Source organism: Psychrobacter sp. Ps6, from assembly GCF_022129235.1.
Taxonomy (GTDB): Bacteria; Pseudomonadota; Gammaproteobacteria; order Pseudomonadales; family Moraxellaceae; genus Psychrobacter.
In genome coordinates this window covers 128,926-150,479 of the sequence record NZ_JADQAI010000006.1, presented here as the reverse complement: position 1 = coordinate 150,479, position 21,554 = coordinate 128,926, and the positions used below count along the sequence as shown (strand labels likewise).

The 21,554-nt window shown below is 45.1% G+C and carries 18 protein-coding genes; 11 read left to right on the top strand and 7 right to left on the bottom strand.

The genetic code is table 11. The annotated features are described in order from the left end of the window. Positions 1–8: 8 nt before the first annotated feature. Together ybeY and I3255_RS08920 are read right to left on the bottom strand one after the other, a co-directional pair. Positions 9–614: an rRNA maturation RNase YbeY gene (ybeY, locus tag I3255_RS08925; protein ID WP_238038525.1), complete on the bottom strand. Its 606-nt coding sequence runs from the start codon at positions 612–614 to the stop codon at positions 9–11. 177 nt (positions 615–791) lie between these two features. Continuing rightward, positions 792–1,877 (bottom strand): PhoH family protein, encoded by a 1,086-nt coding sequence (locus I3255_RS08920; RefSeq protein ID WP_058024365.1) that lies wholly within the window; start codon positions 1,875–1,877, stop codon positions 792–794. Positions 1,878–2,486: 609 nt separating this feature from the next. On the opposite strand from I3255_RS08920, the gene I3255_RS08915 reads away from it, so the two are divergent. The 4 genes from I3255_RS08915 to I3255_RS08900 all read left to right on the top strand — a co-directional run bounded on the left by I3255_RS08915 (position 2,487) and on the right by I3255_RS08900 (position 6,511). Next, the gene (locus tag I3255_RS08915) at positions 2,487–3,794 is read left to right on the top strand and encodes a UbiH/UbiF/VisC/COQ6 family ubiquinone biosynthesis hydroxylase (RefSeq protein WP_238038524.1); all 1,308 of its coding nucleotides are present in this window, start codon (positions 2,487–2,489) and stop codon (positions 3,792–3,794) included. Positions 3,795–3,902: 108 nt separating this feature from the next. Beyond that, positions 3,903–5,162, top strand: a complete 1,260-nt coding sequence (locus tag I3255_RS08910) for an FAD-dependent monooxygenase (RefSeq protein ID WP_238038523.1) — start codon at positions 3,903–3,905, stop codon at positions 5,160–5,162. Positions 5,163–5,245: 83 nt separating this feature from the next. Next, complete coding sequence (locus tag I3255_RS08905; RefSeq protein ID WP_238038522.1) at positions 5,246–5,863, top strand: OmpA family protein; 618 nt, start codon at positions 5,246–5,248, stop codon at positions 5,861–5,863. A 12-nt stretch (positions 5,864–5,875) separates the two neighbouring features. After that, a complete protein-coding gene (locus I3255_RS08900) occupies positions 5,876–6,511 on the top strand; it encodes an OmpA family protein (RefSeq protein WP_238038521.1) in 636 nt (211 codons plus the stop codon). A gap of 27 nt (positions 6,512–6,538) precedes the next feature. On the opposite strand, the gene I3255_RS08895 is transcribed toward I3255_RS08900, so the two are convergent. Next, positions 6,539–7,450 (bottom strand): lysine exporter LysO family protein, encoded by a 912-nt coding sequence (locus I3255_RS08895; RefSeq protein WP_238038520.1) that lies wholly within the window; start codon positions 7,448–7,450, stop codon positions 6,539–6,541. 209 nt (positions 7,451–7,659) lie between these two features. Here I3255_RS08895 and I3255_RS08890 point away from each other — a divergent pair, with 209 nt between their 5' ends. Genes I3255_RS08890 through I3255_RS08880 form a run of 3 tightly spaced genes read left to right on the top strand, consistent with a single transcriptional unit; the run spans position 7,660 to position 12,389 of the window. Then, a complete protein-coding gene (locus tag I3255_RS08890; protein ID WP_238038519.1) occupies positions 7,660–10,359 on the top strand; it encodes an alpha/beta fold hydrolase in 2,700 nt (899 codons plus the stop codon). Between the two features lie 3 nt (positions 10,360–10,362). Further along, positions 10,363–11,565 carry a patatin-like phospholipase family protein gene (locus tag I3255_RS08885; RefSeq protein WP_238038518.1) on the top strand — a complete coding sequence of 401 codons (1,203 nt, stop codon included), beginning with the start codon at positions 10,363–10,365 and terminating at the stop codon, positions 11,563–11,565. Then, positions 11,562–12,389, top strand: coding sequence for an SDR family NAD(P)-dependent oxidoreductase (locus tag I3255_RS08880; protein ID WP_238038517.1), 828 nt, complete (start codon positions 11,562–11,564; stop codon positions 12,387–12,389). The genes I3255_RS08885 and I3255_RS08880 overlap by 4 nt, the downstream gene beginning before the upstream one ends. A 26-nt stretch (positions 12,390–12,415) precedes the next feature. On the opposite strand, the gene I3255_RS08875 is transcribed toward I3255_RS08880, so the two are convergent. The 3 genes from I3255_RS08875 to nadA all read right to left on the bottom strand — a co-directional run bounded on the left by I3255_RS08875 (position 12,416) and on the right by nadA (position 16,517). Then, on the bottom strand, positions 12,416–13,309 hold the full coding sequence (locus tag I3255_RS08875) for a phosphatidate cytidylyltransferase (RefSeq protein WP_238038516.1): 894 nt from the start codon (positions 13,307–13,309) through the stop codon (positions 12,416–12,418). A 99-nt stretch (positions 13,310–13,408) separates the two neighbouring features. Beyond that, on the bottom strand, positions 13,409–15,376 hold the full coding sequence (gene nadB / locus I3255_RS08870; RefSeq protein WP_346268623.1) for an L-aspartate oxidase: 1,968 nt from the start codon (positions 15,374–15,376) through the stop codon (positions 13,409–13,411). A gap of 1 nt (position 15,377) precedes the next feature. After that, positions 15,378–16,517 carry a quinolinate synthase NadA gene (gene nadA, locus I3255_RS08865; RefSeq protein WP_238038515.1) on the bottom strand — a complete coding sequence of 380 codons (1,140 nt, stop codon included), beginning with the start codon at positions 16,515–16,517 and terminating at the stop codon, positions 15,378–15,380. A 368-nt stretch (positions 16,518–16,885) separates the two neighbouring features. On the opposite strand from nadA, the gene I3255_RS08860 reads away from it, so the two are divergent. The 3 genes from I3255_RS08860 (at position 16,886) to I3255_RS08850 (ending at position 19,859) form a co-directional block, all read left to right on the top strand. Then, positions 16,886–17,917, top strand: coding sequence for a hypothetical protein (locus I3255_RS08860; RefSeq protein ID WP_238038514.1), 1,032 nt, complete (start codon positions 16,886–16,888; stop codon positions 17,915–17,917). Positions 17,918–18,125: 208 nt separating this feature from the next. Further along, the gene (gene nadC, locus I3255_RS08855) at positions 18,126–18,986 is read left to right on the top strand and encodes a carboxylating nicotinate-nucleotide diphosphorylase (RefSeq protein WP_238038513.1); all 861 of its coding nucleotides are present in this window, start codon (positions 18,126–18,128) and stop codon (positions 18,984–18,986) included. Positions 18,987–19,217: 231 nt separating this feature from the next. After that, on the top strand, positions 19,218–19,859 hold the full coding sequence (locus I3255_RS08850; RefSeq protein WP_201602473.1) for a MarC family protein: 642 nt from the start codon (positions 19,218–19,220) through the stop codon (positions 19,857–19,859). A gap of 75 nt (positions 19,860–19,934) precedes the next feature. Here the strand turns inward: I3255_RS08850 and I3255_RS08845 are convergent, their stop codons facing one another. Then, complete coding sequence (locus I3255_RS08845; RefSeq protein WP_238038512.1) at positions 19,935–20,537, bottom strand: LysE/ArgO family amino acid transporter; 603 nt, start codon at positions 20,535–20,537, stop codon at positions 19,935–19,937. 128 nt (positions 20,538–20,665) lie between these two features. Here I3255_RS08845 and I3255_RS08840 point away from each other — a divergent pair, with 128 nt between their 5' ends. Next, complete coding sequence (locus I3255_RS08840) at positions 20,666–21,460, top strand: hypothetical protein (RefSeq protein ID WP_238038511.1); 795 nt, start codon at positions 20,666–20,668, stop codon at positions 21,458–21,460. Positions 21,461–21,554 lie beyond the last annotated feature (94 nt).

Here is a 21,554-nt window from a genome sequence, read left to right as displayed (position 1 = left end):
AGACCGAGTTAAAGATAGGGGTTTGGTAGGTTTAGGCCTGCCAAAATCTCAATCTCAAAGCGCTCCATCTCATCTTGCTCAGCCTCTCCGAGCTCATGATCAAAACCCAGTAGGTGCAGCACGCCATGTATCAGCAAATGACTGATGTGCTGTGCCACGGTTTTGTCTTGCTCTTGTGCCTCACGTACTATGACCTCATGACAGATAATAAGCTCACCAAGAGACAGTGTTGGCATTAATCCGATGATGGCGACAGGCAACTCGCTTGGATAAGACAAAATATTGGTCGCGTAGTCCTTACCGCGTGCCTCTAAATTAAGGGCTTGGCCTTCGATTTCATCTGTAATGTATATGTCCAAGGTTTTGGATTTTTCTTGCCACAGCTCAGAATCGATATCTGCAAAGTAGGGTAGCGTCAGACCTTCATTGATGCGCGCATTCATATAATCTAAAGTCGCCATCATGACAGATAATAGATACTTACGATCATAAAACGTATCAAGCGTCTCATCATCGATACCATCGGCTGCATTAATATCCAGTGCTACCAAGCTGTCATCGTCATTAGTGGCGCTATGATCTTGGTGGCTATTATTACTGTCAAATTGGTTCATATCGTTGTCCTGTTTTATTATGAATGGGCGTATTTAGTCGGCTATACTCAATCTAGACCATTCCTCACCCAAGTAATGCTAAACCTAAGCAATCTTTGCCAAGAAAAAACCGGACTACTTTAGTAATCCGGTTTTTCTATGCAATATAAATCTTTATAGTGAATTGTTCTAGCATTATTACAGTTTGGCAGCAGCATTAGCCACAGCTTGTCTACGTTCTTGCTCTTTGATACGTTCAAACTTACGTTTTTCTTCTAAAGCCATTTGCTCTTCATCATATACATCATAAGCTTCAACGATTTGCTGTACCAACTGATGGCGTACCACGTCTTTTGAATCAAATTTGGTGATATGAATCTCTTCGATGTCTTTTAAGATCTCCATCGCCTGCGCAAGACCTGACTTATGACCGCGCGGCAAATCGACCTGCGTGATGTCACCAGTAATGACAGCTCGTGAGCCAAAGCCCAGACGAGTCAAAAACATTTTCATTTGTTCGGGCGTGGTGTTCTGTGCTTCGTCCAAAATGACAAATGAATTATTGAGCGTACGACCACGCATATAAGCAAGCGGGGCGATTTCGATGATTTGTTTTTCGATCATCTTGCCAACTTTCTCAAAACCTATCATCTCATAGAGCGCGTCATACAATGGGCGCAAGTAAGGATCAATTTTTTGCGTCAAGTCACCTGGCAAGAAACCCAGCTTTTCGCCAGCTTCTACCGCTGGGCGTACGAGCAAGATACGCTCAATCTCGTTACGTTCTAGCATATCGACTGCACAAGCCACCGCAAGATAGGTTTTACCAGTACCAGCAGGACCAATACCGAACGACACATCAGAGCTTAAGACGTTTTTTACATAGCGCTGCTGGTTGCCACCGCGTGGTATGATGCGACCCTTACGTGTGCGTAAGCTAACAGGCGTAAACTCATTAGCCTCATCTGATTCTGCATCCTCGATATCATCATCCTGCTCATCGTCGTCCATATCCTCATCACGTGAGATGCTAGATTGGATAATCAGATGCAGCTCTTCTGCGCTGATATCTTTGGTGTTTTGGGCTTCATCGACCATCTTATAGATGATACGTTCACCGCGCTCGACAGCGGTCACATCGCCACTCAAGCAAAAATCGCCTTGGCGTTGCATGATTTTGATATCGAGGCGTTCTTGGATGTATTTCATGTGATTGTTGTATTCACCTAGCACGGTTTTGAGCTGTGCTGGCGTTAGGGATTCAAACTTTATACGGCGGCTCATGGTATCAGTCAAGCGATTATCCTTGTATTGTGTGCCCGGCGCTGTGATTTAATTTTGATAGCGTCACGGGTTTTCAGAGATAAAATGGTTAATGGCGTTATATGGGTGTCGAGTAGTTATAGTAGATACTAAAAGTGACGGTAATATTATTGTTGGTTTTGTGGAAGATAATAAATAAAAGTCTTGCCTTCATTATGGTAGAGAATTTTTAAAATTCAAGCGATACATTGAGCAGATAGCGTTGTTTTTGTATGTCGATTGCAATCAATGCACAGGCCTACTCTAAATTGAGTCAACGGAATATCTATTAAGTTCATTTATCGGTTAGATAACATCATCAGTGAAAAGTGACGCTCGCATTGAGATATTGATAAGTTAAGTTTTTACTGATTTTACCAATATAAACCTTGCTTGCGATAAGGATGGACGAACGATTTGTCTACGGTTAAGAGCGCAGCATGATAGGCAATTTGTGGTAATCTATGAGCGATATTACAACGCTTTACGATTGAGTAAAAAGCGGCCTTTATCAGATAAAGACTATCCAATAAAATGGCTATCGATCACCAAAGACGTGTCTGCCCGAAAATTATAATAGGAACAACAACGATGCAAGAGACAGGTTCACCTTTATCCAATTCTAAAAGCCTACCTGAAAAAAGAGAAGCAATCACCGACCAGCAAGTGCTTATCGTTGGTGGCGGTCATGTCGGTTTGTCTTTTGCCTTACTACTGGCACATCACGGCATTGCTAGCACGCTATTAGAAAAAAACCGTTATCCAACCATCAGTCCGACCGATGACCGTACGCGCAGTCATTATTTGGACAGTCGTAATACGGCATTATCGCGGCGTACGGTACAGATCTATCAAGAGATTGGACTGTGGGATGAATTGCAAAGCCATGCGTGCCGTATTGATAGCGTGCAGATTAGTGAGCAAGGTAGCTTTGGGCGCGCGCAGCTGAATAAAGCTGAAGAGAAAGTAGAATCCTTTGGCCAAGTCATTGAAAACGCTTGGCTAGGACGTAAGCTCTTATTAGCCGCACAGCAGTCGCCACTTGTTACCTTGATTGATAATGCCAGTGTCAACACCGTTGCCCAACAAGCGGACGGCGTGACGCTGAGTTTTAGCAACCATGACGCAGCAGAAAGTGAGCAGCAGCTACAAGCCAGCGTATTAGTCGCTTGTGATGGACGCGATTCTACCGTACGTCAGTTGTTAAATATTGGCACTACCACCTATGACTATCAGCAAACGGCTATCGTTGGTGTGGTCGAGACGGATAAGCCGCATGAGCATGTAGCGATTGAGCGTTTTAGCCCAGCAGGGCCACTAGCGGTGCTACCACTGACGGATCCAGAGGGCGACGGCAATAATGAGTATCAACAAGGTCATAGACGCTCTGTGGTTTGGGTCTGTCCAATAGGCGAAGAAACCAGATATCTAGAAGACGACGCACATTTCTTGCAGACGCTACAGCAAGCGTTTGGACAGCGCTCGGGCAAGTTCGTTACTACTGGTCGCCGCGGCGCGTATCCGTTGTCCCGTGTGCTAGCAGACAAGCAGGTCGAGGGTCGCTGCGTTATCATGGGCAATGCCGCTCATACTTTGCATCCTGTCGCGGGTCAAGGGTTCAATCTGTGTATGCGCGATGCGCATGTATTGGCACAAATGATGAGCTCACAAGTGCTCAAAGGCGAAGACATCGGTAATGCACAATTACTACAGCGCTATGAGAAGGCACGTCAAACCGATCAAAAGCGGGTGATTCGCTTCTGTGATGCCGTGGTACATGGCTTTACCCATCCTAATCCCGCCATTAAGCTGGCACGAAATATGGCATTACTGGCCTTTGATAAATTGCCAAATATCAAGCCATTGGTTGCGACCTACGCGATGGGTCTAAAGTCATAACAGCGCATAAAAATACGATTTTTTCAAAATATACAATAAATAAGAGGGGAGTCGTCCGTGCATCGTTTATAGAATGATGGACGGACAATGCTCCAAAAAGGATAGTTTATGAAAGACAATCATACGCTGATTATCGGTGGCGGTATCGTTGGCGCGACGCTCGCGCTAAAGCTGGCGCAGGATAAAATGCCAGTGACCTTAGTTGATGCCTGTCCTGCCCGTGACGAGTCAGCGTGGCAAGCGGTGCTAAGCAAACGTGACGCGCGTGTCTATGCACTCAGTCTGGCGAGTATTAACTTACTCAAAGAGGTTGGCGCGTGGCAACACATTGCCGCATCTCAGCGTAAAGCCGACTATTCCCAAATGCAGGTCTGGCAACTGAACGGCATGGGCGAGCTATTATTTGGTGATAGTTATGATCAAAGCGCTGTACCTGAGATACTCGGTAGTATGGTGGAGCCTGCCGTTATTGAGCATGCATTATGGCAGCGTTTGCATGAAGCGGATATCAGCGACTATCTGACCGTTATCGCTGGTCACAAAGTAGTGAATATGGACTGGCTAGGCGCGCAGCAAGGCTACCGTGTGACCTTAGATAATGGGACAGCGATTGAGGCGCGTCTATTGGTCGGGGCTGATGGTCGGGGCTCATTTGTCCGTCAGCAAGCAGGGATTGGGCTCGATACGCTTGATTATAATCAAACGGCGATTTGCTGTGCGATTCAAACTGAAAAACCGCATCAAGCGACTGCCCGCCAAGCCATGTTACCGACTGGTACGCTAGCGCTCTTGCCTTTAGCGGATATCACTAAGACTGATAAAGTAAATCCGCAGCATTGGCAGTCAATCGTATGGACATTGCCGCGTAATCAGGCATTGGCATTGATAGAGGAAGACGACCGCTTTATCGCGGACAAACTTGCGGCAGCGAGCCATTACGAGCTGGGTGCTATCAAGCAGATTGAGTCCATTGCCAGCTTTCCTTTAGCGGCACAGCAAGCAAAAAGCTACGTAGCTGACAATTTGGTACTCATCGGTGATGCAGCTCATGGCGTGCATCCGCTGGCAGGTCAAGGATTGAACCTCGGCATGCTCGATGTAAAAGTATTATGTGAGCAACTGGCACATGACTTTACCCGTAGTGGCGGCACGCTGTGGGGTGCTAACCAAACGCTGCGTCATTATGAGCGTTCGCGCCGTCCGCATAATAGCCTAATGATGCACAGCTTTTCTGCCCTTAATTGGCTATTTGCAGGGTCGCTTGCCCAAGCGCGCCCCGTGCAGCAGATCCGTAATGAAGGCATGTACCGCGTTGGTAAAATTAAACCATTGATGCGCTTGTTTGCGAAGCAGGCGAGTGGGGTTTGAGGTTGCTTATTTTTTAGTGACACAGAGTTAGTGACATGGCATGAGTATAAGTATGGCCTATCATAACTAGTAAGGCATTCACTATGACGACGTTCAAGACAACAAAATTATCTACTGCCTTATGGATGATAGGAGCTGTGGTAATAGCAGGCTGCCAGTCAGTGACTCCAGCCACAAGTAACATTGCACAAGAGGTTTTAAAGCCCTCCATTTGCGTGGTTGAACCGCCACCTGTTGATGAAAATGGCAAACCTATGCCAGTGGATTTGGACGATACATTGTCTATGGAGTTACGAGTGTTTTTCGATAAAGATAGTGCCGAAATAAAGGAACAATATACTCCGGAATTAAATAAGATCATAGCGTTCGCGGATCGCTGTTCTAATCTGACTTTTTTTGTCCAAGGGCATACCTCCAAAATTGAACAGCAAGCCATTGACGAGAAAGCTCTACATCTTGAAGGCTCGTCTCAGCAACTGGACTCTAACCCATTAGCGAGTGCTCGTGCACAAAGTATCAAAAATTACTTGGTTAATCTTGACCTGCCAGCGCATAGAATTCGCACCTTTGATTGTAGCGCTGATAATCCTATTGCCCCTAATGATACTGAGGAGGGAGCTATTATGAATCATCGAGTGTTCGGTTGGATATCAGCACGAGACAGGTATGATCATACACTCTTAGATTGTAGAGAATTTTAAAGGCAAAATATTATGAAAACCAAATTAAGAAATATATTTTTAATTTTGGTAAGCGCTTTGGCGCTATCAGCCTGCCAAACATCTGTTTCGCAAAATCAAACAACTCAAACTACTGATTTACCAGTTGTAGAAGTTATTTTAGGCAGCGATGGGGATGGTGTACTTGATGCGATAGATGAGTGTCCAGCTACACCTTGGAAGGTGATAATAGATGAAGTAGGTTGTCCTATTGCAGGTATTGGAGTAGGTCTAAAAATGGAGTATCGTGCTTTTTTTACAAAGGGTAGTAGTGAGCTATCAAAAGAGTATCAGCTTGAGCTTGATAAAGTAGCAGAGCAGATGAATAAGTACGATACCGCTACTATGAAAATTGAAGCTCATATTTCGGAAGATGAAATGGGGCAGGCGTTAAATACTTTATCTAAAAATAGAGCTATGATGGTCAAAAACTACCTTATTTTAAAACACGACATCAAGCCTAGTCGTTTGAGTGCTTTTGACTGTGGTATCAGAGCGCCTATTGCATCAGCTGACACCGAAGAGGGAAAATCCATGAATCGTCGAGTCTATGGACTAGCGACAGAGCCAAAAATAAACGCTTATAATGATCCGGCTGACTCAGCTTCAAAGATATGTGTCGAGTTCTAAATCGTACTCAATCTTAAAAATCTGTATCTACCCCAATGCCGAAAAGAACACCATCAGTACAGGAGAGACAATATTAATCAAAAAGCCAAAACTGATTGCCAGTGGCACAACTTTTAGTCCACCTGACTGTTGAATAATAGGCAAGGTAAAGTCTAAACTGGTCGCACCGCCAAGCCCGACAGCAGCCGAAGGATATTTGCGCATAAATACAGGAATGAATAGCAGCGCAAAGAACTCCCGTACCAAATCATTAAATAGCGCGACACTGCCCCATACCGCGCCGTAAGCATCGGTCATGACAATCGCTGATAGCGAATACCAACCAAACCCTGATGCCATTGCCAAGCCTTTCGTCCATGACACATCTGAGAACAGCAAAGCAAACACAAGCCCACCAACTAGCACCGATAGCGTAAAAATAATGCTCATCTCGACGCCGCGCTTATTGAGCATGACTTCTTTTAGCGTAATACCTGAGCCTTTGAGACCAATACCTACCAACAAGATCAAAATCATCAGCATGACCGTCATAGAGTTTTCAGGTGGCATATAATCAGTAGGCAAGAAGTAACCAATTACCATGCCAATCACGACGCAAACGACCTGAGCTAAGCTGCCTCGAATACTGACACGATGCTCTTTGGATTTGACGCTTGGTTTTTTGGCATGCCATGGTCGTACACGGTCAAACAGCATAAGTGCAAACAATCCTGTGCCAATCGTCAATATAGATAAGACGGTCACGTACAAGGCAATTTCGCCAACTTGATTACCCAGCCCTTCTACCTGTGATAGCTCAATACCGATCAATGCCAAGATAAGATAGACCAAATACGACAAGCCTTTATCGGCAAGTTTGGTCAAGGTCGGGTTAGAGGGAATGGCAAAGCCAATAAACATTGGCATCAAGACCAAAACGAGGGTAATTAGGCTTTGCATGGTGGTCGGCTCGCAGCATTTTTAACAAGATATTTTAAGAAGCTTGCGATTGTAGCATATCATCTTAGCAATACTGACATGGGCAACGAGGATGTATAGAAAATTATCAGGCGTTGATTGTCGATCAGTAATAGCTTAAGGCGCTATAATTCTTTACCAAACAAAATTTTATTGATACATTAAGGCACTGATAATATTTGGCTAGCATTATGTCGCTATACCAGCTCAAATCTAACTTTCAAGATCAGCTCCGTCCGATAAGTAATGCGCTGGTCGAGCAAAATGTGACTGCCAATCAAGTGACAGTATCTGCTGTACTATTAAGCGTGGGTACGGCATATGTGGTTGCCAAACCTGCCGTCGAAAAACAAAGATTATGGCTTTTATTACCATCCTCATTGTTTGTACGTATGGCACTCAATGCCATCGACGGTATGATGGCACGTGAACATAATCAAGCGTCAACGCTAGGTGCCGTACTGAACGAAGTAGGTGATATCGTTGCCGATACGGCGTTGCTAGCGAGTCTGTTACCTCATGTCGCTGACCAGAAAAGTGATGCGTCAGTAATCAGTTTATCAGCTCATCAGCAGCACATTTTTAGTTTGATCGCGCTTAGTATCAGCACCGAATTGTTGGGTATAGCCAGTGATGCAGTTTTAGGCAACCGTGCCAATCAAGGGCCTTTGGGTAAAAGCGACCGTGCTTTTGTGTTGGGTGCGCTTGGTGCGGTTATGGGTATTAAAACACCAATATATATGAAAGCACCGATATCATGGTTTCATCCCAGAATGGGACAATTTCTTATACTGATAGAGGTCATGTTATTAAAGACTTGCCTCAATCGACTGCGCTATATGGCAGCGTTATACTTGATGCGTAACCCGCCTGTATGTCGGTCAGACAAATCCGCTCCTCTTATGATCTGCCATAACGATTCTATTCAAGCTGATACTTTATCTCCTGACGGCTCTGTTTCCAACTTTTCTATGTCAAATTCTGCTACTCAAGCTTCCTTTTTGGAGTCCAAAACAATGCCATCTATTTCTGAAAATACCAAAGATACCTCAAAGGATATGAACGACGGTATTCATGTTCCTGAGGAGAAGGTTATCAATGGTGAAAGCTGCTATAACGCTTACGATGGTACGGCTATTTATTATCGCTATTGGCTAACGATGTCTTTAGAGCAGATAAAAGAAGCCAGTCAACCATTACGCCAAGTTATTTTATTGCACCGAGGTCATGAGCACTCGGGGCGATTGGCAGAGCTAGGAGAGCAGTTTGCAAAAGCGGGCTATCAAGTATTTGCTTGGGATGCACGCGGCAATGGTCGCTCAGGCGGTATCAAAGATCATGCTGAGAGCGTCACAGAGCTTGAGCGCGATTTAGACGGTTTTGTGCAATTGGTCATGGGACAAACTAGCATCGCTATCGAAGACACGCTGATTGTCGCCAGTAGTATTGGCGCAGTACTAGCAGCCGCATGGGTACATGATTATGCACCCAATATTCGCGGGATGATATTGGGCACGCCTGCGCTCAGTATTCGTCTGTATTTGCCCTTTGCCATACCGTCGCTCAAGGTAGCACGTACACTAGGCCTAATGTCACGTGTCAGCAGCTATGTCAAAGCACAAGTACTGACTCATGATAAAGACGCGCAGCAAGCCTATAATGCGGATCCGTTAATATCTAACAGTATCTCGACCGACTTGCTCATCGACACTCATGCGACGGGTAAGCGCTTGCTCGATGATGCAGGGGCTATCACCGTGCCGACGTTTGTCTTATGCGCGGGTAAGGATTATGTGGTCGATAAGCAGGCTGAGCGGACATTTTATGAAGCGATTAATACCCCGACCAAACGCTGGCAGTTATACCCAGATAGCTATCATGCAATTTTTCATGAAACCAATAAAGCCGACGTATTCGCAGACTGTATTGAGTTTGCCGAGCAGGTATTTAGCACACAAGTACAAGCGCCTGATTTGAGTACCGCCCATTTAAACAGCGCCAGTAAAGATAAAGTGGATCGGTTGGCGATTAAGCCGTTCAATCCAAACTTTGCGATTACCCGTTTTGCGATGCAGAAATTCGGTCATGTCAGCGCTGCGATTGCTACAGGGCTGGAGCATGGGTTTGATTCTGGTCATTCGCTGGATCATGTCTATTACAATCAGCCCAGCGGTCAGAACAAATTTGGACAGGCAGTCGATAAATTCTATCTAAATAATATTGGCTGGCAGGGTATACGCATTCGCCGTGAGCATATATTAGAGCTGGCACGTTTAGCACTCGCAGATATCAAAGATAAAAACCAAAGCAGCAATAAAGCATACCAACCAAAACTGTTAGATATCGCGAGTGGTCATGGTTTTTATGCGTTTGATCTACTGACAGAGTTTGCAGATCTGCACGCTGAGCTACGTGATTATGAGATGTATAATATCGAAGCGCTGCAAGCAAAAGCAGAGCAACTGGCAATGGCTAGTAGGGTAGTGATAAGCAAAAAAGATGCCTTTGATCCTGCCAGTTATACCAATGTACGGACGAAAGATGCCAGTACGGATACGACAACATTTGATATCGCTATCGCTTCTGGGTTGTTTGAACTATTCTCTGATAATACATTACCAGCGACGGCATTGGCTGGTATTTATAACAGCCTAAAATTGGGTGGTTATTTGATTTATACCAATCAACCTTGGCATCCTGAGCAGGAGTTCATCAGTAAAACATTGAACAATCACCATGGTAGCAGTTGGGTCATGCGCTGTCGCTCGCAAGCGGAAATGGATCAACTTGTTGAGCGCGCAGGCTTTAAGAAAGTCACGATGCGTATCGATCGCTTTGGTATTTTTACCGTGTCATTAGCGATTAAAACCGCACAAACTGATGATGAATAATAGATGAATAATGAGCGGGTCAAGCCTTACGAGCGTGTGCAGCTTTTTTCAGGTGGTGGCTCACGCTTTGGTTATTATTTGGGTAGCTACGCAGCCTTGGCGTCTCATGACTTAACGCCAGACATTATCGTTGGTACTTGCGGTGGTAGTCTGTCTGCTTACTTAGTACAACTTGCGCCTGATCCTAAGCACTTACAGGAACTCATGAGCAGTCGCGAACTGTATCGTGTCATTACTGCAATTCGACATGTTGCGCCAGATGAAGCCAATAAACTTCTAAAGCTGCGTTATATGACCTATGCACTCAAACGTTGGTGGTTATCAAAGTTGCGAGACAATGGACAAGGACAACGTCAAGCAGACAGCTACGAGCGACTGTTAAATGAGTTACAGCAGTTAGCAATGTTTCGTATCGATAACGAGGCAGAGTGGCTCGATGAATTGTCGCAGTTTGCTACTAGTAACAATAACGGTAGCGACGATAATAGCGCTGCTCATAAAGCGTCACCAGAGATAGCTATCATTGCTAGCCGTTTGTATCAAGCGCCTACTGATGATTCGTTTAATACAACACTAACACTGCAAGAGTTATTATTTGCGCCACCGCGCTTAGCAAATTTGTCAAATTCAGTATCAAGTCTGGCCGACGAGCAAATAATGTCATCAGCGCATACGTTCGCTAATGGACGCATACACCCGTCTGTAAAAGTACAAACTCAATGGGATTTTGCCTCAGTGGTTCGCGCTTCTATGGCTGATATGTATTATTTACCGCCCACGCATATCACAGAGCTTGGCTGGTGCTTGGGCGGCGTGATTAATCTTACGCCGATCGAGCTGGCTTGTCAGTTGGCTGAGACAGTATTTGCCGAGACCAAGGCGGGATATGACTCATGGCTTGCTGTCCCAGCGATTCAGCGTGTTTTTGGTTTTGACCCCAATGACCGATTGGCACAAGTGCATGGTTATAACCCAATGAAAGAGCCATCGCATACTACTAGTAAAAACCATCAGCTACATTGGCTGCCATTCGCAGATAACGCGCAGCAACTAATAGGGAAAAATGTGCAAAAGCGTTTTAACCTAAAACAAATGACCGTTGAGCTCATACATCGTGACTATGATGGATTTGTGCAGCAAATGCAGGCGCAATGGCAGTACGGCTACCAACGTACGACCGATTACATACAGCAGCATGACCTATGAAATACGCTACATCATCTAATTATATGAACAACACACCGCATATTATCGTTGTTGGTGGTACAAGCGGTCTTGGCTTGGCATTGGCGCTGCATCATCAAGCGCTTGGCTGGCAAGTGAGCGTTGTGGGGAGTAATACGGCAAAGATAGCCGATATCAACAGCCAATATCCTACTATCGTGACCTATGCATGCGACTTGACCGATCAGAATCAGACACAAGCGTTGTTGGACAGTCTATCCGATATTAGATTTCAAAGGCTTATCTATAGTGCTGGCAGCTATACTAATGAGCGTGTCCATCAGTTGAACCAAGCCGACAGCAATCAAATGCTAGCGATTAATTTACAAGCATTTGAGCAGATTTTTAAATGGGCAAGCAGTCAATTAAAGCAGCAGTTGAAACAATCACATCAGGCATTGGATTTGACCAAATGTAGCAGACCAAGCCTTGTCTGTATCGCTTCTATCGCAGGTACGATGGAATATCCTTATGCCAGTCTTTATGCAAAAAGCAAACGCGCGATGATTGCGACTGCCAGCGCATATCGAGCGGCACTTGCCCCTTATGATATTCAAGTGAATGCTATTGCCTCAGGCTATATCGACACCCAAGCGTTACGTGATTTGAATAATGGTGATGCTAGTCATAAGCCATTTATCATGAGTACGCAAACAGCAGTCAGTCATGTCATGCAAGCAATTGACGATGATGTAGAGCTGGCAATATTTCCACGTTCGATGCGATATATCACGAGCGTCTTAAATCATTTGCCTAAGCCTGTACTCAATTGGCTATTACGCAGCAAATTGGATAAAACCAGATAATGTTGCTATCCGTACTGTTAGTACAGTTAACCAAGTAGCCAGTAAAATACGGTAAATAGCGGGACGCCGATGAGCAAACTGTCTATCCTATCTAATACGCCACCATGTCCAGCGAGCATGGTTCCCGTATCTTTTACCCCATGCTGGCGTTTAAACGCTGATTCTAATAGATCGCCAAAAATACCGCTGACTGCCAAGCCATAGGCTGCTAGCAGGCATACCCACCCATTAAAAGGGGTGAGCCAAAGACCCAATAATGCTGCCAATATCGCTGCAAAAAAACTGCCAAAGACAGCACCTTCAATGCTTTTATTGGGGCTAATCGTTGGGGCGAGTCCTCGTTGAAACAGTTTGCGCCCCAGCAATCGCCCGCATAGATATTGGGCAATATCATTAAACTGACTGGCAAATAGTACGAAGAGCAACACACCGTATTGTTCGCGTTGCCACGTCAATTTCTGTAAGGCGATTAGGCTAACTATTAGGGAGGCAAAGACAACGCTGAATAGCAAATCTAAAAAGTTAAGACGCGTATAGTTTTGCGTAGCGTCTAAGGAGGCATTAGGACAGCGTAGAGAGTCTGGCTGCAAACCGCGTGCTCGGAGTTTTTGAATAAGGGTTTCTCTACTACGCAGACACCACAGGCGTTTGATCTCATAGCCACCGCGTAAACCGATTAAGATAAAGAATAAAACAATCAGCCATTGATAGGGATGCGCTTGATAATTGGCACTTTGGTTGTCGTTCGCTATCTTTGCAATCACATAACACGTGCATAGCGTCGCTAACATCAGCCACCAAGAGCGCGCAATTAAGTATATCTTCGGTAAACGTTTGCGCAGATAAGGGATGGCAAGTGCGCCCCAAACCAAACTGACGACCATCATCAGGGCAATCACAAACAAAATGTCAGAAGCCATACCTTTAACACTCAAATAGTAGAGGATATTTAGAGCCTATCTGTAATGATAGCTTAAATACCTCTTTAACTATAGCGTTAGATACTGATTTTAGTAGACTTAAGTGCTTTCTATAATAGGCACGCGCATTCTCTCTTCTTCTATGATATTAATGAATGATTCAAGTGTGGATTTTTTTAGCGACTCAACCACACTCGTTCGAGGAGTAGCCGCTAGATTTGGATAATCAAGGCGATAATGCCCACCGCGACTTTCAAAACGTTGATAAGCAGACTGAATAATTAAAGTTGCTAATTCAAGCTGCCTTGTTAATTGAAAGCATGCAAGTCCGCTAGCAGTAGTAGGGCTGCGTCTATTACTTGCATCGGATTGCTCAGACTCAGCATCTGTGAGCCAGTCTTGCCACTTTTGTATTTGGGTTAGTGCTTGCTCTAATTGACTGGCGCTACGGGTGATACCCATGTTAGTGGTCATGAGCGCTTTTAGTTCTGTGGCTATGGTTGCGACATCAGTTTTTGCGAGATTAGTGTCAACAACATCGAGTGTTTTATCGCCATGACCATATTGTTGTGCGACAAGCCCAGAGATAGGCAAGACCACAGGCTGCATATCTGTAAGAATTGGCGCTGACCAAACAGTAGTAGCTGATTGAGCTGCCTCATAATAAATGTCATCATTTATCTCTTCTAAGTCTTCTAAACGTTCTAAATACTGAGGTAGGTGGGCTGCAATATTACGACCAACCACCACGCACTCTAGTAGAGAGTTGCTCGCCAAGCGATTTGCTCCGTGTAGCCCCGTATAAGCCACTTCACCAGCCGCATAAAGTCCTGGCACATCCGTCAACCCATGGGCATCAGTCACCACACCGCCACAACTATAATGCGCTGTCGGGGCGACTGGAATAGGATCTGTCGTGATATCAATCCCAAGCGTTAATAGCGTTTGGTAAATCTGCGGGAAATGCGCTTTTACAAAGTCAGCAGGCAAGTGACTGACATCAAGATGCACGTAGCCAAATCCATTGTTATCAATCTGCGTAGCTATCGCCCGAGCGACGATATCTCGCGGTGCCAATTCAGCACGTGCGTCCACGTCCAACATAAAGCGGATACCAGTTTGCGGACAATATAATCGTCCCCCTTCACCGCGCAGTGCTTCAGATATCAAAAAGCTGCTGTCATCTAACGCTAAGCCTGTTGGGTGAAACTGAATGAACTCTAAGTTTGCCAAGCGGCAGCCTGCTTGCCATGCCATCATGACACCATCACCGACGCAGACGTTAGGCGCGCTGGCACGCTTGAATAACTGACCTAAGCCGCCACTAGCCAGTACTACTGCACGACTATGAAAGGTGAGCGGGCGTCCATTGATATGATCAAAGACAATTGCGCCTCGGCAATGCTTAGCATCGCTACCATCTGTAAAAAAAGTCTGGCTACTCGCTATAGGTAATGTCAGTAACTCAAGCGCTTCATGATAAGGCAAGATAGTGATATTGGTAGCAGCTTGCGCTTTGATGGTCAAAGCGTCCATCACGTGTCGACCCGTCGCATCATCTGCATGGGCGACGCGTCTACAGCCGTGACCGCCTTCTTTTGTTAAATGCAAGTCGCTAGTCTGTAACTGAGAGAAGTCCTGTGCGCTTGCATTATTCAAAGCGATAGGTGAGTTTTGCGTAAAAGGGACACCTTGCGCACATAGCCACTGCACCGCTTGTTGTCCTGCACCCAAGATACTGGCAGTATTATCAGGTGTGCAAAGCCCTGCACCAGCTACTAGGGTATCAGTAACATGGTCAGATACAGAGTCATCTTTGTCTAGACTGGCAGCAATACCACCTTGTGCATAGTGACTTGAGCAAACCTCAAGTGCTGCTTTGCTTAAAACCGTGATATTCAGTGACTTTGGTAGCGATAACGCTGTACTCAAGCCTGCCAGACCAGCACCAATGATAAGGACATCAGTATTTATGATATGGCTCATGCGACTACTCCTATAGTTATCAAGAATACGGTTATCAGGAATGGTGATGCGGGTTTGATTGGCTGAGCGCGGCTTACTCATGCTAGGCTGCTCCAACATTGGCAAACAATGCACGGTCTTGGACGATATCGCCACTGGCGGCCACACGTTGCTTTTGCGATTCAGCAAAATCAAGCATGCGCTGTAAAGGTTTTCTAGCGGCGGCGGCAAGCTCAGGCGTCATTAGTACCTCACCGCTGTTATTTGTTAGGCATTGCTCGATACCTTTTAGGCCATTCATCGCCATCCAAGGACAAAACGCACAGCTCTTACAGCTCGCGCTTTCACCAGCGGTAGGCGCTGCCAAAAAGCGTTTGTTCGGCGAGCGTTTTTGCATCTCATGCAATATCCCTAGGTCAGTCGCAACGATAAAGGTGTCAGCATCCATCTCATACGTTGATTGCAATAGTTTACTGGTAGAGCCGATGACATCAGCGAGTGCCACCACGCTATCGGGCGACTCAGGATGTACCAAGACTTTGGCTTCTGGGTATTCGGCTTTTAATTGCAGTAACTCAGTGGCTTTAAACTCATTATGCACAAGGCAAGAACCCTGCCAAAGCAGCATATCTGCACCCGTCTCACGAGCGATGTATTTGCCCAAATGACGGTCAGGCCCCCAAATGATTGGCTCTCCTTGCGCATGCAAATGACGGACGATGTCGATACCGACCGATGATGTTACGACCCAGTCAGCGCGCGCCTTTACCGCGGCGCTGGTATTGGCATAAACGACGACGGTACGCTCAGGGTGAGCATCACAAAATGCGGAAAACTCATCAGCTGGGCAGCCCAAATCGAGCGAACATTCTGCTTCCAAATCTGGCATGAGTACGGTTTTTTCCATACTTAAAATCTTTGCCGATTCACCCATAAAGCGTACGCCAGCGACGACTAGCGTCTGGGCGCTATGGGCTTGTCCAAATCGTGCCATCTCAAGCGAATCACCGACACAGCCACCTGTCGCGAGGGCCAAGTCTTGGATAAAAGGATCAACGTAGTAATGTGCCACCAGTACGGCGTTATTATCTTTCAATAATTTTTTGATGTTTTCTTCAACCATAATGCGTTCAGCACGAGGCAAGTCTGCTGGCATTTTTGCTTTGGCATATTCAATATTCATCTGTGTGGCGATGCGATTGTCGGTACTCATGATGGGTGCGTCGTAAGGGTAAATTTTCATAATGGCAACCTCTGTTGGCGCTATAGTGATAAATGGGTGTGCTAAAACAAGACGTTTGGCAAGATAAAATCAATTCATTGTTTTAATTATGCTCATTTTGAGCATAAATACAAGTATTTTTTGTATACCTGCTGATTAAGTACAGCTATTTTCATTACTTGCGATTTAGCTAAATGGTCTGCATTTTTAGTTTGTCTTTATACAGAAGCTGACGTTTAGCGATTGATTTTGATGTTTTACGATTACAACGCCAGACTATGATATTTCAAGATTCACGTTATACTGTTTTAGATTTGAGGCGTACCATCACTATCAGCCTTGATATCCCTTTTATGCCATTTTAAAGAGATAGGATAATCCCCAAAACTATGACGTTGTCTTATTCACATGCGCACCAGCAAGGTAGCGGCACAACAGAAGTGGTCGCCGTATTGGTCGCGATTACCGATCATATCGCTCGTGTCCTAACCGTTGACCAAGGTAAGCTATTGCCAAATGGTCCACTCATGCCGCTACATCGCTCGTTGCAAGCTGGCGTACGTCAATGGGTAGAAGAGCAGACGCAGCAGCCACTCGGATATTTGGAGCAGTTATATACCTTTGTCGATACCAATAGACGTAACATTGACGGTCATGCGCTCGTCTATGTTAGCTATTTGGGCCTAGTGCAAGAGACGCAAACGCAGGCGCTCCAAAGCAAGGCGTTATGGCGAGATTGGTATGATTATTTTCCATGGGAGAACCATCTAGATGGTATGCCTAGTATCATTATGGACTTTATCATCCCTATGCTATTGGAGTGGGCAAGTACCGCTGAAGACTCAGTTGCCCGGCAGCGTAGGCGTCAACGTATTGGTTTGTGTTGGGGATTGAGTGAAGGATTTTTGACAGATAGCGAGTTCATAGAAACTGAATCAGTTGGCGATAAGACTGATGAAAGCAGAGAATGGATCGCAGAGCATGTGTTGCTACGGTACGAAATGCTTTACGAGGCAGGACTAATACCTGAAGCGCCTAATTATCCACCCAATTACCAAACAGTTGAATTGCCAAGCGACTGGTCTCAGCGTATCGGCATACCGATGTATTACGATCATCGCCGCGTGATTGCTACTGCTATTTCAAGACTACGCGCCAAAATTGAATATCGACCGCTTATTTTTGGGTTGATACCTGACGTGTTTACGTTATCGCAGTTACAGCATAGTGTTGAGGCATTATCAGGTATACGCTTGCACAAGCAAAACTTTCGCCGTTTGCTTGAGTCACAGAATCTCGTGACGGAGACAGGAGAGAGTAGTAATGCTCAGCGTGGTCGCCCTGCCAAACTCTATCGTTTTCGTCATGATATTGAGCTACAAAGCTTATTGATGGACAGCAAGCTTCCTAAGCGCAAATAGTGGCTACTAACGAATACAGCTAGGTCAATTTCATACAGAAATCGACTTGCTTAATAAAAAACTTGTCACCTCTCCTTGCAGGACCGGCAACTTTACGCTATATTTATGCTCATTTTGAGTTTAAATATTTAGACGTTTTTATTCATATCATGTCTATTTATCCATATTACGCCTATTTATTCGTATCATGCTTACATGAGGGACAAAGATGACAATTGAAAAAGAGCCAGCATTGGATGACGTATTGCTTAAACCCTTGGTAGAAGATGCGCTAGCGGAAGATTTGGGCAGACGTGGTGATGTCACCTCGCAAGCCACTATCCCAGCAGATATGCAAGCACAATTACAGATCAAGGCGCGGCAATCAGGTGTGATATGTGGTATGGATTTGGCGCGTTTATCTTTTGCCTTAGTTGATGCAAACATTGAGTTTGTGGCTCAAGTGCAGGATGGCGAAACAGTCGCCGCCGGTGCTGTATTGGCTACTGTAAAAGGTAATGCACGCCGTCTGCTAACAGCAGAACGTACAGCATTGAATTTTATGACGCATCTTAGCGGTATTGCGACAGCGACCCGCCAGATTGTCGATAGCGTGGCGCAATATCCGGCACAAATTACTTGTACGCGTAAGACCATTCCAGGTTTGCGTATTGTACAAAAATACGCGGTACGCTGCGGTGGCGGTCGCAATCATCGTTTGGGTTTGGACGATGCGATTTTAATCAAAGACAATCATATTGCCATTGCTGGTGACATAAAAACCGCTATCGAGCAAGCACAACATTTTGCTGGGCATCTGATTCCAATTGAAGTCGAAGTAGATACACTAGAGCAATTAGAGCAGGCATTAGAGGCAGGTGTGAGTTTGGTATTGCTAGACAATATGTCGCCAGAAGTCTTATCGCAAGCGGTTGCCATGTGTAAAGGTCGCGCAAAGACTGAAGCCTCTGGTGGTATTACGCCTGAAACGGTACAAGCAGCTGCCAGTACAGGAGTCGATTTTATTGCGATGGGCTACCTAACGCACAGTACTACTGCTTTGGATATCGGCTTAGATTTTAGTGCATAGGCTGTCAATTATTTCAGCTTAATCTGAGCCGCCGCTTTTTATATTCGCTTTATATTCGCTGGATTTTTCGCCAAGATGATATAGGAGGGTAACCGAGCAAAGTTAATGATTTAACTCGCTTATCTGCCTATGTTACAATACTATTATGAATTGCCTATTGGGTCATCGTCGCACTCGCACGATGGCCTTATCTTTTTGCACAAGCGGTATCAATAGACAAGCGAGCGCTCAGTGAATACTGAAATTATCAAGATAATCCTAGCCTTTATGGTATTGATCAATCCATTTAGCGCATTGACGTTGTTCTTGGATTTGACTCGCGGCTATTCGATGAATAATCGACGTAAAGTTGCACGTGTTGCTTGTCTGACCATTTTTATCACCATCAGTTTTTTTACGGTGGCGGGTGAGACCTTACTAAAAGCACTAGGTATTTCTATTGGCTCGTTTCAGCTGGCTGGTGGTATATTGGTGTTCTTGATTTCACTAAATATGATGAACGGTGAAGGTAATCCTGTTAAGCCTGATCAAGAGAACTTCGATGTCGACCACGTGCAAGATGCGCCGCCGACGATGGCCTCAGCAGTGGTACCCCTTGCGATACCGATGATGATTGGACCAGGTGGTATTTCTACCGTTATTATTTATTCATCACAAGTCTCAGGAATTTTGCAGGTATCTGCCATTATCATTGCTGGTCTCTTCATTAGTCTATTTTGCTATCTGGCATTGATGGCAGCTGGTCGTATCAGTCGCTTGTTGGGTGATACTGGTCTGAATATTATGAGCCGAATCATGGGTATGCTATTGGCAGCCGTGTCTATCGAGATTATCGTTAGCGGTCTGCGTACGCTGTTTCCTGCTTTGATCTAAGCTATTTATTCTGTCTCTAATATTGAGCACTTAAAATCCTCTTAATTTATCTAGATTGAATGCCTAATGTTGTATTTAGCTTTGGTATAGATGCCAAGCCAGATACAACATCAGCAGTCCTACCAACGCATCCAGTATATTCCACGCTTTTGGCTTCGCAAATAGCGGTCTGAGCAAGCGTGCGCCATAACCTAGGGCAAAGAAGAAAAAAAACGAGGCGCTAATTGCCCCAACGGCAAAAGTGAGCTTACTACTTGCGCCTGTTGAAACCATCCCAACGAGTACCAATGTATCTAAGTAGACATGTGGATTTAGCCAAGTAAAACCAAAGCAGAGTAGTAGCGCTTTTTCTAAGCTGGTCACTACTTGCCCATCAATATTCAAAGCGTGTGATACGCGTACGCTGGCATACAGGCTCTGTAAGCCATAGCCCAATAAAAATAAAACGCCTGCTATTTTTGCAATATCTACCACATGCGGATAGCGTGCGGTGACCGCCCCAAATCCGCCAACGCCCGCTGATATTAATAGCGCATCGCTTACCGCACAAAACAGACAAACAAAAAATATGTGCTCGCGTTTGAGACCTTGCTTGAGTACAAAGGCATTTTGTGAGCCAATGGCGATAATGAGTGATAATCCAAGCAGGAAACCAGAGATATAATCGGGAGCATTCATAACAAGGCGCTTAGCATTTAAGAAGTGAGCGGAGAGAGTAGGAATGTTGACACTTTGCGTACTGGCAGGTCAGCAAAAACCTGTTAAGATACGCTATTGAATGAACGTATGCAATACGAGCACAACGAGTGCGTATTAGACGAGGGGCAGAGCAAGTCATGGTAGTCAGTTTGACAAGAATGCTAAAGTCATTTGGGCAAGCTCAAGATGACCTACCAACGTTAGCTGCCAACAATGCGCAGGAGATGGGCGTTAATCATAACTTGAATGACAATAGTGATAATGTCGATATCCATCATAATAATGACGCCGCTCAATCAAATCACGAGCGTGCTGCACTAACGCCGCCTGAGCGGGTAGACCGTATACGTGATGCATTGGCGCAAGTGAACGATATTCGCTCATCAACCCCATTGACTGATCGCTATTTATCCAATCGTGCTCACATACGCCCGACCAACAGACCGCCTTTTGACCCCGTTACTTTATGGTATCTCAAACATGGACGTTGTCCGATTATGACTGAGCTTGTTGATGTGGTCGATGAGGCCACCCTAAATGCGATGCCTATCGAAGCCGTTGCGATATTAGATCGTATCAATGGTAAGCTAAAACGCTATCGTGAGTGGAGTAGTGAGCTAAACGAGCAACAGCAACATAATGAACGTCAGTTTGTCATTGACAAGCTCGTGTCCGAAAGTATCCCTGAAGCGCTACATCATTATGAGCAGCTACAACGCTTTAGTCCGCATCGCACCAAAAACAATATGGTACAAGGCAAGATGACTGCAGGCGATATGCTGACAGATTTGTTTTTAGAGATTGATTATGAGCTTGATGAGTTATTGGACGAGCTGCATCAAACCGTTTTAAATCGTCTTGCCTCAACCCATCGTTACGTCAAGAGTCGCACGCAAAGCTAGCGTATTTTATAAAATAAAAGATTATCCAAAAACATAACAGACTCAATGTATAACAATATAAGGCTTTAACAGAGCCTTATTTTTTTGTTTAATA

Coding starts and splice junctions, on each gene's coding strand:
- ybeY (WP_238038525.1), bottom strand. CDS start 614: ATGAACCAATTTGACAGTAATAATAGCCACCAAGATCATAGCGCCACT.
- I3255_RS08920 (WP_058024365.1), bottom strand. CDS start 1,877: ATGAGCCGCCGTATAAAGTTTGAATCCCTAACGCCAGCACAGCTCAAA.
- I3255_RS08915 (WP_238038524.1), top strand. CDS start 2,487: ATGCAAGAGACAGGTTCACCTTTATCCAATTCTAAAAGCCTACCTGAA.
- I3255_RS08910 (WP_238038523.1), top strand. CDS start 3,903: ATGAAAGACAATCATACGCTGATTATCGGTGGCGGTATCGTTGGCGCG.
- I3255_RS08905 (WP_238038522.1), top strand. CDS start 5,246: ATGACGACGTTCAAGACAACAAAATTATCTACTGCCTTATGGATGATA.
- I3255_RS08900 (WP_238038521.1), top strand. CDS start 5,876: ATGAAAACCAAATTAAGAAATATATTTTTAATTTTGGTAAGCGCTTTG.
- I3255_RS08895 (WP_238038520.1), bottom strand. CDS start 7,450: ATGCAAAGCCTAATTACCCTCGTTTTGGTCTTGATGCCAATGTTTATT.
- I3255_RS08890 (WP_238038519.1), top strand. CDS start 7,660: ATGTCGCTATACCAGCTCAAATCTAACTTTCAAGATCAGCTCCGTCCG.
- I3255_RS08885 (WP_238038518.1), top strand. CDS start 10,363: ATGAATAATGAGCGGGTCAAGCCTTACGAGCGTGTGCAGCTTTTTTCA.
- I3255_RS08880 (WP_238038517.1), top strand. CDS start 11,562: ATGAAATACGCTACATCATCTAATTATATGAACAACACACCGCATATT.
- I3255_RS08875 (WP_238038516.1), bottom strand. CDS start 13,309: ATGGCTTCTGACATTTTGTTTGTGATTGCCCTGATGATGGTCGTCAGT.
- nadB (WP_346268623.1), bottom strand. CDS start 15,376: ATGAGTAAGCCGCGCTCAGCCAATCAAACCCGCATCACCATTCCTGAT.
- nadA (WP_238038515.1), bottom strand. CDS start 16,517: ATGAAAATTTACCCTTACGACGCACCCATCATGAGTACCGACAATCGC.
- I3255_RS08860 (WP_238038514.1), top strand. CDS start 16,886: ATGACGTTGTCTTATTCACATGCGCACCAGCAAGGTAGCGGCACAACA.
- nadC (WP_238038513.1), top strand. CDS start 18,126: ATGACAATTGAAAAAGAGCCAGCATTGGATGACGTATTGCTTAAACCC.
- I3255_RS08845 (WP_238038512.1), bottom strand. CDS start 20,537: ATGAATGCTCCCGATTATATCTCTGGTTTCCTGCTTGGATTATCACTC.